This is a genomic window from Erythrobacter sp. R86502 (assembly GCF_042466465.1).
Classification (GTDB): Bacteria; Pseudomonadota; Alphaproteobacteria; order Sphingomonadales; family Sphingomonadaceae; genus Erythrobacter.
The window spans coordinates 867,560-883,752 of the sequence record NZ_JAXHCJ010000001.1; the positions used below are offsets into that span (position 1 = coordinate 867,560).

The 16,193-nt window shown below is 55.6% G+C and carries 16 protein-coding genes and 1 tRNA gene; 11 read left to right on the top strand and 6 right to left on the bottom strand.

Features of this window, described 5'->3' with window-relative positions; translation table 11 throughout:
- The first annotated feature begins 35 nt into the window (after positions 1 to 35).
- Positions 36 to 1,673 carry a CTP synthase gene (locus SJY33_RS04125; protein ID WP_379921305.1) on the top strand — a complete coding sequence of 546 codons (1,638 nt, stop codon included), beginning with the start codon at positions 36 to 38 and terminating at the stop codon, positions 1,671 to 1,673.
- 400 nt (positions 1,674 to 2,073) lie between these two features.
- Here the strand turns inward: SJY33_RS04125 and SJY33_RS04130 are convergent, their stop codons facing one another.
- The gene (locus SJY33_RS04130) at positions 2,074 to 2,553 is read right to left on the bottom strand and encodes an Hsp20 family protein (protein ID WP_379921306.1); all 480 of its coding nucleotides are present in this window, start codon (positions 2,551 to 2,553) and stop codon (positions 2,074 to 2,076) included.
- Positions 2,554 to 2,713: 160 nt separating this feature from the next.
- Between SJY33_RS04130 and grxC the strand changes: the two genes are divergently transcribed.
- The 4 genes from grxC (at position 2,714) to SJY33_RS04150 (ending at position 4,385) form a co-directional block, all read left to right on the top strand.
- On the top strand, positions 2,714 to 2,977 hold the full coding sequence (gene grxC, locus SJY33_RS04135; protein WP_379921307.1) for a glutaredoxin 3: 264 nt from the start codon (positions 2,714 to 2,716) through the stop codon (positions 2,975 to 2,977).
- Entirely contained in the window at positions 2,977 to 3,798 is an 822-nt protein-coding gene (locus SJY33_RS04140; RefSeq protein WP_379921308.1) for a carbon-nitrogen hydrolase family protein, read from the top strand. The genes grxC and SJY33_RS04140 overlap by 1 nt, the downstream gene beginning before the upstream one ends.
- A gap of 6 nt (positions 3,799 to 3,804) precedes the next feature.
- On the top strand, positions 3,805 to 4,275 hold the full coding sequence (locus tag SJY33_RS04145) for a DUF1178 family protein (protein WP_379921309.1): 471 nt from the start codon (positions 3,805 to 3,807) through the stop codon (positions 4,273 to 4,275).
- Positions 4,276 to 4,308: 33 nt separating this feature from the next.
- Positions 4,309 to 4,385: transfer RNA gene (locus SJY33_RS04150), tRNA-Arg, on the top strand.
- A 145-nt stretch (positions 4,386 to 4,530) separates the two neighbouring features.
- Here SJY33_RS04150 and SJY33_RS04155 read toward each other — a convergent pair.
- Entirely contained in the window at positions 4,531 to 5,757 is a 1,227-nt protein-coding gene (locus SJY33_RS04155; RefSeq protein ID WP_379921311.1) for an MFS transporter, read from the bottom strand.
- A gap of 137 nt (positions 5,758 to 5,894) precedes the next feature.
- On the opposite strand from SJY33_RS04155, the gene SJY33_RS04160 reads away from it, so the two are divergent.
- From SJY33_RS04160 to SJY33_RS04175, 4 genes are all read left to right on the top strand, one after another.
- Complete coding sequence (locus SJY33_RS04160) at positions 5,895 to 7,058, top strand: acyl-CoA dehydrogenase family protein (RefSeq protein ID WP_379921312.1); 1,164 nt, start codon at positions 5,895 to 5,897, stop codon at positions 7,056 to 7,058.
- A 167-nt stretch (positions 7,059 to 7,225) separates the two neighbouring features.
- Complete coding sequence (locus tag SJY33_RS04165) at positions 7,226 to 7,465, top strand: septum formation initiator family protein (protein ID WP_379921314.1); 240 nt, start codon at positions 7,226 to 7,228, stop codon at positions 7,463 to 7,465.
- A 179-nt stretch (positions 7,466 to 7,644) separates the two neighbouring features.
- Positions 7,645 to 8,700, top strand: coding sequence for a pyruvate dehydrogenase (acetyl-transferring) E1 component subunit alpha (gene pdhA, locus SJY33_RS04170; RefSeq protein WP_379923515.1), 1,056 nt, complete (start codon positions 7,645 to 7,647; stop codon positions 8,698 to 8,700).
- 3 nt (positions 8,701 to 8,703) lie between these two features.
- Complete coding sequence (locus SJY33_RS04175) at positions 8,704 to 10,083, top strand: pyruvate dehydrogenase complex E1 component subunit beta (protein WP_379921316.1); 1,380 nt, start codon at positions 8,704 to 8,706, stop codon at positions 10,081 to 10,083.
- Between the two features lie 32 nt (positions 10,084 to 10,115).
- Here SJY33_RS04175 and SJY33_RS04180 read toward each other — a convergent pair whose 3' ends face one another.
- Genes SJY33_RS04180 through SJY33_RS04190 form a run of 3 tightly spaced genes read right to left on the bottom strand, consistent with a single transcriptional unit; the run spans position 10,116 to position 13,374 of the window.
- Positions 10,116 to 10,823, bottom strand: coding sequence for a TadE/TadG family type IV pilus assembly protein (locus SJY33_RS04180; RefSeq protein ID WP_379921317.1), 708 nt, complete (start codon positions 10,821 to 10,823; stop codon positions 10,116 to 10,118).
- Positions 10,823 to 11,437 carry a TadE/TadG family type IV pilus assembly protein gene (locus SJY33_RS04185; protein ID WP_379921318.1) on the bottom strand — a complete coding sequence of 205 codons (615 nt, stop codon included), beginning with the start codon at positions 11,435 to 11,437 and terminating at the stop codon, positions 10,823 to 10,825. Before SJY33_RS04185 ends, SJY33_RS04180 begins: the two co-directional genes overlap by 1 nt.
- The gene (locus SJY33_RS04190; protein WP_379921319.1) at positions 11,434 to 13,374 is read right to left on the bottom strand and encodes a pilus assembly protein TadG-related protein; all 1,941 of its coding nucleotides are present in this window, start codon (positions 13,372 to 13,374) and stop codon (positions 11,434 to 11,436) included. The genes SJY33_RS04185 and SJY33_RS04190 overlap by 4 nt, the downstream gene beginning before the upstream one ends.
- Positions 13,375 to 13,610: 236 nt before the next feature.
- On the opposite strand from SJY33_RS04190, the gene SJY33_RS04195 reads away from it, so the two are divergent.
- Both SJY33_RS04195 and SJY33_RS04200 read left to right on the top strand, forming a co-directional pair.
- On the top strand, positions 13,611 to 14,270 hold the full coding sequence (locus SJY33_RS04195) for a squalene/phytoene synthase family protein (protein WP_379921320.1): 660 nt from the start codon (positions 13,611 to 13,613) through the stop codon (positions 14,268 to 14,270).
- A gap of 206 nt (positions 14,271 to 14,476) precedes the next feature.
- Positions 14,477 to 14,776 (top strand): hypothetical protein, encoded by a 300-nt coding sequence (locus SJY33_RS04200; protein ID WP_379921322.1) that lies wholly within the window; start codon positions 14,477 to 14,479, stop codon positions 14,774 to 14,776.
- A 4-nt stretch (positions 14,777 to 14,780) separates the two neighbouring features.
- Here SJY33_RS04200 and trmFO read toward each other — a convergent pair whose 3' ends face one another.
- A complete protein-coding gene (gene trmFO / locus SJY33_RS04205; RefSeq protein ID WP_379921323.1) occupies positions 14,781 to 16,166 on the bottom strand; it encodes a methylenetetrahydrofolate--tRNA-(uracil(54)-C(5))-methyltransferase (FADH(2)-oxidizing) TrmFO in 1,386 nt (461 codons plus the stop codon).
- Between the last annotated feature and the right edge of the window lie 27 nt (positions 16,167 to 16,193).

The following is a 16,193-nucleotide window of genomic DNA, read 5'->3' on the forward strand; positions in this document are numbered from 1 at the left end:
CTTGAATCCCACCTGTTGCTTAAGGCCCGTATCCCATGGCGCGGTACATTTTCATCACCGGCGGCGTGGTCTCCTCGCTCGGAAAAGGTCTCATGGCAGCCTCGTTGGCGGCCCTTCTCCAGGCGCGTGGCTACAAGGTCCGCATTCGTAAGTTCGACCCCTATCTCAATGTTGATCCGGGCACGATGAGCCCGTATCAGCACGGGGAAGTGTATGTGACTGATGACGGAGCAGAAACTGACCTCGATCTTGGGCATTATGAACGTTTTACTGGGGTTTCCGCACGTCAAAGCGACAATATCACCAGCGGCCGCGTCTATCGCGATATCATTGCCCGCGAACGGCGCGGCGACTATCTGGGTGCTACAGTACAGGTGATCCCGCACGTCACCGACGAAATCAAAGCCTTTGCGCTTGCCGATCAAGATGATCTCGATTTCATTCTGTGCGAAATTGGCGGCACGGTGGGCGATATCGAATCGCTTCCTTTCATGGAGGCGATACGTCAGCTTCGAAACGAGCTCGAACCACTGCAGACATTGTCGGTCCACGTTACACTCGTTCCGTATATAAAGGCTGCTGGCGAGCTCAAGACCAAGCCGACGCAGCATTCTGTTCGAGAACTGGCTAGCCTTGGTATTAAGCCGGACATTCTTTTGTGCCGTGCCGAACACCCAATACCGGAAAGTGATCGGCGGAAAATTGCCCAATTCTGCAATGTGCGGAACGAGGCGGTCATCCAGGCTTTGGACGCACCGTCAATCTATTCCGTGCCGCAGCAATATCATGCTGAGGGGCTTGATGCTGAAGTACTGCGCTCGTTCGGGATCACAGATGCGCCTCAGCCCGACTTGTCGGCTTGGGAAGATGTTACGGATCGGCATTTCAATCCTGAAGGCGAAGTGACCATAGGCGTTGTCGGCAAATATGTCGGCCTTCAAGACGCTTACAAAAGCCTTAACGAAGCGCTTGTCCACGGCGGTTTGGCGAACCGGGCCAAGGTCAACATCAAATGGATCGATGCCGAAATTTTCGAAGGTGACGATGATTCCCAAATCATCGCTGCTCTTGAGCCCATGCACGGCATTTTGGTTCCAGGCGGGTTTGGAACCCGAGGGTCCGAAGGAAAGATTTCCGCTGTGCGTTTTGCGAGGGAACGAAACATCCCATTTTTCGGCATCTGTCTTGGGATGCAAATGGCCTGCATCGAAGGGGCCCGTGCAGCCGGTTTTGATCAAGCGTCGTCGACAGAGTTCGGGCCAACGCAAACCCCTGTCGTTGGGATCATCACCGAATGGATGAGCAAGGAAGGGTTACAGGAACGAGCCGAAGACGGCGACCTGGGCGGCACTATGCGGCTTGGCGCCTATCCTGCCAAGCTTAGCCCAAACAGCCATACATCAAGGATCTATGGCGGGGCTGAACAAATTTTTGAGCGTCATCGCCACCGATATGAAGTGAACAGTGCGTTTATCGAGCCCCTTGAAAAACAGGGTCTCATTTTCGCAGGCATGTCGCCCGACGGCCTGTTGCCGGAAATCGTGGAGCGGCCAGATCATCCGTGGTTTGTCGGTGTTCAGTTCCATCCGGAGCTAAAGTCGCGCCCATTCGATCCGCATCCGCTGTTTGCTGGCTTCATCGCTGCAGCGCTTGAGCAATCGCGACTCGTTTAAAAGATTGGCAAACGGGATCCTTGGCAAGCCTTGTCAAGATCCATTTGCCGATCAACGCGCCTTAAATTGGATTCACGGCATACATTGTTTCTCAAATTCCTCGAATGTGTGTCGGATCCTTACAAGTAGAATAGTTTCGCCTTGCGTCTTGTTGCAATTACGCATTAGACGGGAGCCGCTTTTCACTCTTTTATAGCGATCACCACCTTAGATCGAAACGGTCGCTTCTAATGGCTTCAAATAACTTGTGACGCTGGTAGACGTCACCTCTAGACAGGCTTGTTTGGAATTGTCCGTCTTCTGCGACCCGGACGGACAGGTTCAAACGAGGCAGCGCAAGCTGCGGGGGCGAGCCGAAAGGCCCGCCCCCTTTTCATTCGCCAACTTCAGATAGCTTGTATCAAGCTGCGTTCGCGGATCCGTCGGCGTCAATTGCCGGTACAGCGGTAAGATTGACCGAACCGCCGATCGCAATTTTGCGGGGCTTCATAGCGTCGGGCACCTCTCGGACCAGATCGATAATCAACAGACCGTCTGCCAAGTCTGCACGCTCTACTCGGACGAAATCAGCCAGCTCGAAGCGACGTTCAAAGCCTCGGTTGGCTATACCGACATGAATCAGTTCGGAGCCGTCCTCGGCTTCGTCGCGTTTGCGCCCTTGAACCACAAGCAAGTTTTGCTGCGCTGTAATTTCGATGTCGCCAGCGCGGAAACCTGCGATCGCAAGCGTGATCCGGTAATTATCCTCGCCGCGCCTCGAAATATTGAAAGGCGGGTAATTATCCCCGGCATTAATACGAGCCTGGCTTTCGAGCAGATCGAACAGACGGTCAAAGCCCACCGTCGAGCGGCGATAGGGGGTAAAATCAAAACGTGACATGGTGCAAATCCTCTATTGAGCAATTTGAGTTCGTGGCGGGCCTACAGGTTGCAGCACCCGCTAAATCGTTCCCTCGTTCCCCAAAGCTGGCGAAACGCGGCAACAACGCCTATCTGGTTCGCCCACCCTTGCTTTCAAGACCATCATACACGAGGCGCAAATGGCCGGCCCAAAGATCGACATATATACCAAGTTCGGGTGCCCTTACTGCGTGCGGGCGAAGCGGTTGCTCGCGCAGAAGGGCGCTGATTTTACCGAGCACGACATAACGATGGGCGGCCCCGCGCGTAACGAAATGCGAGATAGGGCGCCAAATGCGATGACAGTTCCGCAAATTTTCATCGGTGATACGCATGTCGGCGGTTCTGACGAGCTTGCCGCGCTTGAGGCCGAAGGCAAGCTTGACCCTTTGTTGGCGGGTTGATGACGAAGATTGCAATCCTTCAGATGTGTTCCGGCATCGATCCGGAGCGCAATTATAATGAAATTCGCTCAGCAATCTTTGCAGCGCGTGATGGGGGGGCGGAGATGCTTTTCACCCCCGAAATGTCGCTGTTGCTGGATCGCGATCGCGTCCGCGCTGGCACCAACATCGTGCGACAGGAACATTCTCGCTTCGTTGCGATGTTCAGCCGCCTGGCTGAAGAATCCGGGGTCATGCTCGCGCTCGGTTCCATGGCGGTTGCCGTCGCGGGAGGGCGGAACGCGAACCGTTCGATGGTTTTCTCTGCGAACGGCAATTCGACTGTGACATATGACAAAATGCATATGTTCGACGTCGAACTTGCGACGGGCGAGACGTGGAGAGAGAGTGCGGCTTATCAGCCAGGCAACGAGGTCGTTACGCTGGATGATACACCTGTTGGCAGGCTTGGACTGGCTGTCTGTTACGATCTGCGTTTTCCGGCGCTATTTGGCGAGTTGGGCGACCGGCGGTGCGATGCAATCGCTGTACCGGCCGCGTTTACCCGGCATACAGGGGACGCACATTGGCATGTGCTCCTACGCGCGCGGGCGATCGAGGCCAGTGCTTTCATCATAGCAGCCGCTCAGGTCGGCAAGCATGAGGACGGGCGAGAGACCTACGGTCACAGCCTTGTCGTTGACCCTTGGGGCGAATTATTGCTCGATATGGGTTCAGACGGACCCGGTCTTGCGTTTTGTGACATTGATCTTTCGCGCATTTCAGAGGTACGCGCACAGGTGCCGGCGCTGGCGAACCGGCGCTCTGTTACTGCCGTCTAACTTGATATGATCGTATACGACCTTTCCTGCAGCAAAGGCCACCGCTTCGAAGGGTGGTTTGCATCTTCCACGGACTTTGAAAACCAGCGTCACGGCGGCCTGCTATCCTGTCCCTCGTGCGGTTCGGTTGGGATAAGCAAGGCGCCAATGGCCCCGTCTGTCCCGGCAAAAACCAATATGCGGCAGGGCCGGCCTGATATGAGTGAGGCAGCCGCGTCGCTCACCAACCAATCAGTGCCGCCAGATTTGCAAAAGGCTTGGGCCGCGCTTGCCACGGCACAGGCTGAGGCACTCAAGGGTTCGCAATGGGTCGGAAGAAATTTTGCCGAAGAAGCTCGGAAAATGCATTACGGCGAACGGGAGGACGCGCTTATCCACGGCCAGGCAAGTCTTGAGGAAGCCAAAACGCTCATTGAAGAAGGGGTGCCGATCGCGCCCATACTGCTGCCTGTGGCTCCACCAGAAAAGTTGAATTGAAAGGCACCGCGTCCCTGCTAAGACACGCATCGGGACCCCGTAGCTCAGCCGGATAGAGCACCAGATTCCTAATCTGGGGGCCGCGCGTTCGAATCGCGCCGGGGTCACCATCCTTGCGGTGTGAAAAAGAAAATGCGCTCGGTCCTACCGGGGCGGCGGGGAATAATCCGCCGTTCGGTATCTGGCCGAAGCGGACTTCACCTTTTGGCTTAATTATCAAAGCTTAAAAAATGGCAGAGCGTTACAGTCGTTTTGTCAGAATGATTGGACGGGTGGCGATTTATTCCAGCGCCGTTCACTGTGAAGTGATAAAGCCAAGACGCCACACGACATCACCACCATCAGCGTGCAGGTGCCAGCCCATCCGCCGTATTCGTAGACAGACGTACCTAATCCGCTCCCGATGGCTCCACCGATAAACATCACCACGATGTATGATGTGGTCAATCTTGTGCGGATATCCGGAGCCAGAATGAACATGGTCATTCGTCCCGTTACATCGATACTCGGCCCGACCATATTCACGATCAACAGCGGTATAATCACGGTCCAGACGTTGAAACCAAGGGGGTAAAACAGCGCAATCCCAACGATCTGAACAGACGCAGCCGTAAGCCTGGCCTTACGAGGTCCGACCCTGTCAGCCCAACGCCCGAGCCTTGGGGTTGTAACCAGGCTGACAGCGGCAACGCCAGCCAGATAGCCGACATCGTCTGTCCCGTATCCCATCTCAGGACTGGTCAGATGGAGCGCAAGACCAAGCCAGCTGGCGGTGAAGATTGCAAAGTTCAACCCTTGGATCGCCGCTGAAATCCGCACGTCAGGATGTTTGGCGGCTAGAGTGAAAACCGATTTTATAACGCTCATGTATCGTGCGTCTGACTGTTTAGCAGGAGTTGGTTCGCTCCGCAGGGCGAACGGCAAAAGTGCGGTTACCGCAACCATCAGGCCCAGCGCACCGACATAGACGGTATGCCAATCGGCGTATTCCGCGATAATGCCTGCGCCTACCCGGGCCACCAGAATGCCGAAAATAACCGCCGTAGTGAGCTGTGCTGTGACCACTCCAAGACGTTCAGGGGCTACGCGTTTGGAGGCAAAAGCAGGGATCAGGTAGGGTGCGATCGTGACAAACCCGAGCATTGTTGATGCAGTTGTAAAGAGGACTAGATTATTTGCGAAAACCATACCGGCAAGGCAAAGGGTCTGCGCTGAAACAAAGACAAGGCACAATTTACGGTTAGAGTAAAAGTCGCCAAGAGGCAGCAACAGCAAGATGCCAACCGCAAGCGCCAACTGATTAAACGCAGGCACAAGGCCAATTTCTGCTTCGCCGACGCCGAAAGCTGCCGCGACTTCTCCGATAATGGGATGAATATAATAGGCGTTGGCAGTAACTACCGCTATGGTCAGAGCCAATGCGCGTTCCTGAGTTCGGCTAAGAAACACAGGCGATGTTGAAACGGTTGCGGCATGGCTCATGATGCCAGCGCGTAGCAGAACGCATTGCAAATGCCATGGGACGAAATTTTGCCTCCTTTCGTTCCAATTGTCGCTGTGGACTCGATCGGCTTTAGGATGCACTTCGGTGTGGCTGAGCAACAGGAGAACGCTTGCCGATGCCGCTTCAAGAGTCTGAAGAACTTGCCGAAATACGCCGTGCGGTCCGCAATCTTTGCGAACGATTTCCCGGCGAGTACTGGCGCGGTAAGGACGCTGTAAGAGCTTATCCGTCAGAATTCGTTGATGAACTTACGCAGGCCGGGTTTCTTGCGGCGCTTATTCCGATCGAACACGGTGGCAGTGGCCTCAGCCTGCAGCAGGCGTGTGTCATAATGGAAGAAATACAAGCGTCTGGATGCAACGGATCCTCCGCCCATGCGCAGATGTACATCATGAACACCCTTCTGCGTCACGGAAGTGAGGCGCAACGATCGCATTATCTTCCGTTGATTGCCAGCGGAGCGATGCGGTTGCAGGCATTTGGCGTGTCGGAACCTACCAGCGGAACAGACACGCTCAGCCTGAAAACCCGGGCTGTCCTTGATGGGGACGAATATGTCATCACTGGTCAAAAAGTCTGGACAAGCCGGGCCGAGCATTCCGATCTCATGCTGCTTCTGGCGCGAACCACACCGCGGGAGGAAGCTGCGAGCAAGACCGAAGGACTTTCAATTTTTCTCGTCGAGATGAAGGCAGCGCTTCAGAACGGCATGCACATAAAACCGATCCGCACGATGATGAACCATTCTTCGTGCGAAGTTTTCTTCGATGATCTGCGTATCCCCGCATCGGCCTTGATCGGAGAGGAAGGCAGGGGCTTCCGCTATATTTTATCCGGGATGAATGCCGAGCGAATTCTGATTGCGGCAGAATGTATCGGAGATGCCAAATGGTTTATCGAGAAGGCGAGCGTGTACGCGAAGGATCGCAACGTATTTTCTCGGCCGATTGGACAAAACCAAGGCGTCCAATTCCCCATCGCGCGATGTTACGCGCAAATGCGCGCCGCTGAACTGATGGTGCGGTATGCTGCGCAAACCTACGATGAAGGCGGAAACCCGGGAGAAGAAGCCAATATGGCAAAACTGCTCGCCTCAGAGGCCAGCTGGGCGGCGGCCGATATGTGCGTGCAAACATTCGGAGGGTTCGGATTTGCAGAAGAATACGATGTCGAACGCAAGTTTCGCGAAGCACGGCTTTACACCGTTGCGCCTATATCGACCAATCTCATTCTCTCCTATCTGGCCGAGCACGTTTTGGGTCTGCCACGCAGCTATTAGACAAACATTTTGCGCGCTATTTTTCGCAAACGCGCGCAATAGTCTTGCAGACACAAGGCAAGTATGATTCTGTCATCCTTAACGAACGAGGGATCATTCGCGTCATGCGCAAATCAGGACCGGATAGCAGGATAAAGCAACTGGGAGCTCTTGGGCTTCTCCTGTTGATGACTGGTGCTGCGGTTGCAGGCCCGACCGGCCTATTGGCGTGGAGCGAAAATGTTGCGGCGCTGGAAGTGCGCGAAGACGAGATTGTCAAACTATCTGCCAAGCGAGACGCGTTGCGTAATCGCGTAATGCTGCTCGATCCTGAAGCGGTTGATCCTGATCTCGCCAGCGAGCTCGTGCGTGATCAGCTGGTAGTCATGCGCGAAGATGAGGTCGTCATCACTCTCGAAGACGACTGATCTATCGAGACCTTTAAAATTTGCTGATTTCGTATGCGGCAAAGCCATTCCGCTACGGCTTGGCGTTGCGCACGTCCGGTCTCCCTGCTTATAGAGCCCGTGATGCGCTTCTCCTCCCCATGAGCGCGCCAGAGAGAGGAATCACTGTCTTGGCCAAGCAGCCTGCCAAATCGTCGACCATGGCGCAAACCGCCGCTACCCCCAGCGACGACGCCGATTTTCTATTGCATTCGCTTCAGGACGCTTTCGAAGCAAAGAAGCGCTATGATGCTTCGCCAGAAGAAATGCTCGAATTTTACCGTCAGATGCTGCTAATCCGACGGTTCGAAGAAAAGGCGGGTCAACTCTATGGCCTCGGCCTGATCGGTGGGTTCTGCCACCTCTATATTGGCCAGGAAGCAGTCGCAATCGGCTTGCAATCCGCGCTCGACAACGATCGCGACAGCGTGATCACCGGTTACCGCGATCACGGGCATATGCTTGCCTACGGGATTGATCCCAAGGTCATCATGGCCGAACTGACTGGCCGCGAAGCTGGTATTTCGAAGGGCAAGGGCGGGTCGATGCACATGTTCTCGACCGAGCACAAATTCTATGGCGGACACGGTATCGTTGGCGCGCAAGTCGCGCTTGGCGGTGGGCTCGCGCTTGCGCATCAGTACAATGAGGACGGCGGCATTTGCTTGGCGTATTTTGGCGATGGTGCGGCCAATCAGGGTCAGGTTTACGAGACTTTCAACATGGCAGCCTTGTGGAACCTGCCGATTGTGTTTGTGGTGGAAGACAACCAGTACGCTATGGGCACATCGACTAAACGTTCGTCGGCCGAAACCCGTTTTTATCGTCGCGGCACATCGTTCCGCATACCTGGAATGGAAGTGAACGGAATGGACGTTCTAGAAGTGCGCGCTGCTGCCGAAGTGGCTTTTGCACATGTGCGTGCTGGCCAAGGGCCGGTGCTGATGGAATGCAACACCTACCGATATCGCGGCCATTCAATGTCCGATCCGGCGAAGTATCGCACCCGTGAAGAGGTTCAAGAACAACGCGACCATCACGATCCGATCGAGGGTCTTAAAAAGGCCCTTTTGGAAAGCGGCAAAACCGAAGAAGATCTGAAGGCCATCGACAAGGCAATTCGCGCTGAAGTGTCGAACGCTGCTGACTTCGCCGAGACATCGCCTGAACCGGAATCCAGTGAACTCTACACCGACGTTTTGGTGGGGGAGTACTAAGTCATGGCAATTGAATTGAAGATGCCCGCGCTTTCCCCGACAATGGAACAAGGTACGCTCGCCAGGTGGCTGAAGCAGGAGGGCGATCAGATCGAACCCGGCGATATCATCGCCGAGATCGAGACCGACAAGGCCACAATGGAATTTGAAGCCATTGATGAAGGTGTGCTAGAAAAGATTTTGGTACCCGCCGGAAGCGAAGATGTTGCCGTGGGCACTGTCATTGCGTTGATCGTGGGTGAGGGGGAAGAGCCGGACTCTGCGTCCAAGCAAGAAGCCGGAGCTGCTGAGAAACCCACAGCTGGCAACCCTGCGAAGGCCGAGATCGCAAAGCCAGCTGCCGAACCGATTAAGGCCAAGGCCGAACTGGCACGCGATCCTGAAATCCCCGAAGGCACAAGCTTCACCAGCACTACTGTTCGCGAAGCGCTGCGCGATGCCATGGCCGAAGAAATGCGCGCGGATCGCCGTGTCTTCGTGATGGGCGAAGAGGTTGCCGAATATCAGGGGGCGTACAAGGTCACACAAGGTCTGCTCGCCGAATTCGGACCCAAACGAGTGATCGACACACCTATCACCGAATATGGATTTGCGGGAATTGGGACGGGAGCAGCCATGGGCGGGCTTCGCCCGATCGTTGAATTCATGACCTTCAATTTCGCGATGCAGGCCATCGACCATATCATCAACTCGGCCGCGAAGACCAATTATATGTCAGGCGGACAGATGCGCTGCCCAATCGTATTCCGCGGCCCCAACGGAGCGGCTAGCCGCGTGGGTGCACAGCATTCGCAGAATTACGGTCCGTGGTATGCCAGCGTGCCCGGGCTAATTGTCATCGCACCTTATGATGCCGCGGATGCTAAAGGTCTGATGAAAGCGGCAATTCGCTGCGAAGACCCAGTCGTTTTCCTTGAAAACGAACTTGTCTATGGGCGCAGCTTCGATGTTCCGGATCTGGATGATCATGTCTTGCCTATCGGCAAGGCAAGAGTTGTGCGGGAAGGTACCGATGTTACTATCGTGACCTATTCTATCGGGGTTGGCATGGCCTTGGAAGCTGCCACCGCACTCGCAGATGAGGGTATCGAAGCCGAAGTGATCGACCTTCGTACGCTGCGCCCGCTCGACAAGCAAACTGTGTTGGAAAGCCTTGCGAAGACAAATCGTCTTATCGTAGCCGAAGAAGGCTGGCCGACTTGCTCAATTGCGAGCGAGATCATCAGCATTTGTATGGAGGATGGTTTCGACTACCTGGATGCGCCTGTCCTGCGCGTTTGCAACGAGGACGTTCCGCTTCCTTACGCGGCCAATCTTGAAAAATTGGCGCTGATCGACCCCGCTCGAATTTCGGAAGCGGCGCGTAAGGTCTGTTACAAATAAGAGCGACGATTTCCGCCAATCGTCCGGTCGTGTCAAATCGGGCGATTGGCGGAGAAAACCGCGCATTTTGCGACAGGTCCTTCATTATACATTCCGTTTTTTTTCGGCCCACCGGTCAGATCGCGGTTGTCGCGCACGTTAAATGCTGCCGTGTAAGTGATGCGGCGGCCTTCGAATACGGTGACAGGTGTAATCGGCTCGTAATCAAAAGCCACTTCGACAAACATAACGGCCGTACCGGGTGATGCTGTTATGTAGCGTCCGGGCTCGCCCATGCCGGCGAAGCTTTTGCCGGTCTTGCCATCATCTTCGACGCCATACGACGAGTTGTGCCGTGCTGCGCCGCGGCAACGCTGCCATGCAATCCATTGACCGCCTTGCGCATTTTGCTGGAGGCTGGAAACGATGACGCGAGCGTTGCTGTAGAAGTCGAGGTTCTGGCCCAACTTTTCCGCGCCCGTCAAAGCTTCGGTGATGTCCCGTTCATAGATTTTGCGCGCAGTCAGAACGTCCTGTTCGCCCACGCGGGACGCGTTGTCAGCCACCTGCATTGCAATTTGGCTGATCTGCATATGAGTGATGACAAGATAGGCCGTATCAGTCCCCAGCATCCCCATACCAAGCACGAGGGGCGCTGCGAACGCAAATTCAATCAGTGCCAAGCCTGAGGTATCGCGTGCAAGACGCTGGGAAATCTCACGAAGCCTTCCGCTAAGCGATCTTGATGCAAAACCAGTCATCAGCAATTCCCTGGGGTCGTGTTGCGGTCGCTCTGTTCGTCGAAAGGTTGATTGCGAAGCACGGTCGAAGCCTCAAGCCTTACATTCCGTGGCATGCCTGCCATCGTGAACATTGGAAACATGCGGGGGTAAGTCACTATGGCTGTGTAGAGTACGACATCGCGCGCGCCGCCTATGCCGACTTTTCCGCGCTTGTTTTCCCAACGACCGCTTCCATTAGAATCGATAAAAGGTTCGTTGTTGTTGCATATACCGTCGCTATTCAGATCAGTGAATTCTTCAGGCTCGTCGACGTCGGCAAAGTCGAAGTGAGACAGCCGTTCAAAGTCTATTTCTGCGCCTGATGGCATCACCGTGGCGATCTGCTTGCGCACACCTTCATCGATGCTGGCCTGGTTGCTGTTGGCATTCTCAAGCGTCAAATCGCGTCCGGCCTTTTGCACGGCACCGTGCAGCACCGAACTGGAGTATTGCGTGTGTGCCATGTCGAACAGTCCCATTATCATAAGGATCAGGACCGGTCCCACGAACGCGAACTCGGTAAGCGTGGTGCCTTGACGGTCGCTTCGTAGCCGACGCACAAAGGATTGATTGGCAGAAGTGCGCCCAATCATGATGTGAGCCTTAGTGCAGCGATCTTCTGAGCGATCTCTTGGAAGCGTGCGTTAAGCGTCTCATTGTCGCTGGCATGGAACGCGCGGCCGGGCGATGCACAGTCGATCAGGTTCTGCGTAAGGCTCGTCCCGAAGGCGACCACCCAGACCGTGATGTTTTCCTGCTGGGCAGAGCGGCAAATGGCCTGAAGCCGGTCTGCGCGCCGCGTATTCTCACGACTTTGGTTCCCGTTACCAGTAACCCGGCGATCCCACCATTCGACACCATGCGTAGAATAGTTTTCGACGCTGTTGACCTGCGCGCCGTCAGTCATGAATACAATGTGACGTGCGATGGCATCGCCATTGGGCGCGTTTACGTTTTCGGTCGTGAAGATGCCCTTCGGAGAGATAAAGCGGGCGCCCCACAACATCCCGATATCGTGATAGGTCTGACCAGAAGCAGACAGGCTGTTAACGTAGTTCTCCAGGTCGCTTCGGGTTATTTCAGCCAACTTGCGCGCCGCTCTTGGGCAAGCCCAGCTTGGACGAGACTGGTTGCCGGTGGAAACGACATCATCGGTGGTCCGCCCATCGGAATCGCGGCGTTCATAGACAACGGTGTTGAGCGCAGGTTTCCACGTTTGCGATTCATTGACCGGCAGCAGGTTGATGTTCAGATCATGCGCGGCAGCCGGAACTGGGCTATAATTGCCGTTGGGGTCCCGCCATACAGGCTCTTCGATGCACCCTGACCAGAGCTGATTGGTCATCGCACCGTTGGTTCCAACCGGAACTTCAAGATTGTTATCATTATAGATGGAGGCTAAATTCACAGACTCCCATCCGGCGGGGCTGCGCGGCGGGTTGTTCACGTTGCAGGGGTTTGTGTCCCCAGGCGTCACCTCGCAGTAAATCCATTCGCGGAACTGCGGCGTCACGTCGACAGCTCTTGCCGGGCGAGTTTTGCGGACACGGCCGTAACAAGCGCCGCGCCGGTACCAGTCACTTCCCGACCATTGTTCTGTCACGAACGTAGTTGGACTGAAGACTTCCCACGTTTCCGTCACCCCGCTGACATTCACCTGATATGTACTGGGTAGCGTATTGTAGCAAAAATTCTGCGCAGTCGTGCCGTTGCTGCCGTCAGTGCGGAACCGATAATGATCGACATTGGTCGAATTGAATTTCGATGTATTGCGGGGCAACCATTCTAGTCTGTCGGAAAGGACGATTTCGTCCCCTATCTCCAGATCGGGAAAGGCGGCCGGCCAGTACCGCGCGACGCGTGTTTGATAGGTGTGCGTCTCGGCGAGAAAGGCGCGAGGCAATGAAAAGCCAACGTTGACTTGCTGCGAATAGGGCACGAATCCATATCGGACCTGTGCGCTCGCCGAGGTTGCAGCTTCCACTGTATCATAGAAATTCACGACCGCTTCACGCAGCGCGACGATCTTAGAACCGGCGCCCGAATTGCATCCTGATGACGAAGGGCAATCTGCCATAGATCCCGTCACGTCGAGCACGAACATAATATCGGAATTGGAAATGTTGATTTCCGCTGTGCAACTGACTTCAATCGGGAATTCTTCGTAACCGAACGCGCCCATGATGGTGGTGGGCAAGCGGCCACTGGCCTCTCCCAAAACCACGCCGTCGCCATCACTTGTATAGTTGCGAACGCGGGCTTCGCTTCCAAAGATCCCGTCGTTGAAGTTCTGGTCAAAGAAATTCAGCCCAATCTGCCGGTGTTCGGACGTGAAGGTATCGTCCGTCATGGCACGGCGGGCAGCGAGGGCGCCGGCATCGCAGGCCGCCTGCATGCGCGCAGCCGTCATGTAATAGCGGCTGGCATCAACTCCTCCGCCCACCATTGCCATGATCGGGAACAGAGCCGCTGCAGAAATTGCAAGGGTGTTGGCGGTCGTATCGTGCAGCAAAGACCGCATGAAAGACATTCTGACCTGCTTGTTTTGCCCCATCACAAAGGTGCCCCTTCCCTGACGCCCGCTCGGAATTTCCGCGAACGATCCAGATGCAGCCTTTGCCCTTAAGCCATGCTGGTAAGCGGAATGCGAAGGAGTGTGGTTACCGAAGTCTTAACGGGCGCCCCCGCAACGATGGGCGAGGGGAGATCGAAAAATCCGACAGTTCGCTTGCCAAGTGCAGGAATGCCTAGCTAGTCGATGGTTTCGTGACATCTGATACCTTCGAACCATTGCCGCCCGAAGCGGAACTTGCGCTGGCATGGTCTGCGCCAAAAGTTCGTGCGCCATTAAGTATAGCCCTTCATCTTGATCGGCGGCTGGCTCGGATTGTTTCCCGAACGACTGAGCCCATGCTTGGGCAAATGCGGCTTACATGGTGGCGCGAAGCGCTCGCCAAGCCGATTGCAGACCGCCCACGCGGCGATGCTGTACTCGATGCCGTCGGCAAGCATTGGGCAGCGCGTGAAGCGTGGCTCATGTCGATCATTGATGGGTGGGAGATACTCGTGACCGCTCCAAAATTAGAGCAAAATGAAGCGGCAAGGTTTGGAGCCTCGCGCGGCGCGTTCTTCGGTGCATTTGTGCCGGACGCTTCGATCAATGTTTCAGCGCGGCTTGCTTTGGCAGGAAGCCGCTGGGCACTGGCTGACGCAGCAACGGCTGTTTCCTCAGAAGCTGAACGTGCCGCCTTGATTGCGTCGGCGCGTGCTCTTGCGCCTGCTGCCGGACGGATACCCAGTGAGGTGCGAGGGTTGGCCGTTTTCGAAGCGCTAGCCCAACGCGCCATAAATCGTGGCGGCCGCCCGCTCTTGGAGGGTCGAGGCGCTTCGCTTGCGGCGCTGCGCGGCGCTATCTTTCGCAACTGATTGGGCCTATCGGCTTACTGAAGCAGCAAAAGGGGGGCAGACCTTTGCGGGAAGCGGTGCTTGGAGTTTTTGGCGGATTGGTCTTGGCTGGGGTAGGGGTCTTTTGGTGGCAAGGCCGCGCTGCGGTTGAGCAAGCTGCACCGCCGCCGCCGATCGCATCGGCATCGCCAGCCGCAGACATACTGCCGATCGCAGACCCTGGAACGATGATCGGGCCGGCACCGCCAGAAACCAGTGATCTCAGCCGTGAAGAATTGCGCTTCTTTCGCTATGACCGAAACCGTGACCGTCTGATTACACGCAATGAGATGCTATCGAGCCGCACCGATGCTTTTCGTAAGCTCGATAAGGATGGCAACAATCTTCTGACTTTCGAAGAATGGGCGGTTGCCACCGTCAATCGCTTTGAAAAAGCCGACAGCGATAAAAACGAACGCCTTACCCCGCGCGAGTTCGCCGCAACCGCACCTAAATCCTCGCCAAAGAAAGCCAGCTGCGGTTGTTAAAGGGCTAAGCCGCGGCCAACTCGCGTGATTTGCTAACCCATCGTGCCAGATCAGACTTGGCGCGGTTGGTGTATGCTTCTTTCCGCACTTTCTTGCCGACGTCATGCAGCGGAGGGAAAAGTCCAAAATTTACGTTCATCGGCTGAAAGGTTGCAGCGTCGGCATCACCCGTAATATGGCTAAGAAGCGCACCCAGAGCTGTCGTGGACGGAAGAGCATGCCACGCACGTCCGTTGAACTCGGCTGCGGTCATTATGCCGGCAATCAGACCAATCGCCGCACTTTCGACATAACCTTCGCAGCCTGTCACCTGCCCAGCAAACCGAATATGCGGGGCGGCACGTAGACGCAGTTGACGGTCAAGCACTTCAGGCGAGTTAAGAAAGGTGTTGCGATGAAGTCCGCCGAGCCGCGCAAATTCGGCATTTTCCAACCCTGGGATCGTCCTGAATAATTCGATTTGCGCAGCATACTTCAGTTTGGTTTGGAACCCGACCATGTTCCAAAGCGTGCCCAGCTTGTTGTCTTGGCGCAGTTGCACCACAGCGTAGGGCCAGCGCCCTTGAGGGAATTCGTGTGTCGTATCAAACGGATTGTCAAGACCAACGCCTTTCATTGGCCCGTAGCGCAAAGTTTCCCATCCGCGTTCCGCCATAACCTCGATCGGCATGCAGCCATCGAAGTAGGGCGTATTCTTTTCCCATTCTTTAAATTCGGTCTTTTCGCCTTCCATCAGACCTCGATGAAACGCGCGATATTGAGCCTCGTTCATAGGACAATTGATGTAGTCTCCGCCTTCGTTCGACGCATCTGTCGCCTTGTTCCAACGCGATTGAACCCAGCACTTGCTCATATCAATCGAATCGCGATGAATGATCGGTGCAATGGCATCGAAGAAAGCTAGCCGTTCCGCCCCAGTAGCGCGGACAATGCTACCTGCCAGCGCCTCCGCGGTTAGTGGGCCTGTCGCTACGATGGTAAGCCCCGCATCGGGTAAGGCATCGATCCGTTCGCGAACAATCGTCACATTGGGATGCTGACCGAGAGCCTTTTCAACCTCAGAAGAAAACACGTCGCGATCAACCGCCATTGCACTGCCCGCAGGCACCCTTGCGATGTGTCCAGCGCGCATAACCAAACTGTCGAGCGCGCGCATTTCGTGGTGCAGCAGGCCGACAGCGTTCTTCGTGTCGTCATCTGACCGGAAGGAATTGGAACACACAAGTTCAGCAAGACCATCTGTCTGATGCGCAGGGGTCATTTCTCCGGTCCCGCGCATTTCCGACAGCCGGACTTTCACCCCGCGTTGAGCAAGCTGCCAGGCTGCCTCGCTCCCTGCAAGACCGCCTCCAATAATGTGCACATCGTGTAAAGTCGCTTTTGCGGTCATGGCAGGGCAGGTAATTGCGTGTTAGCG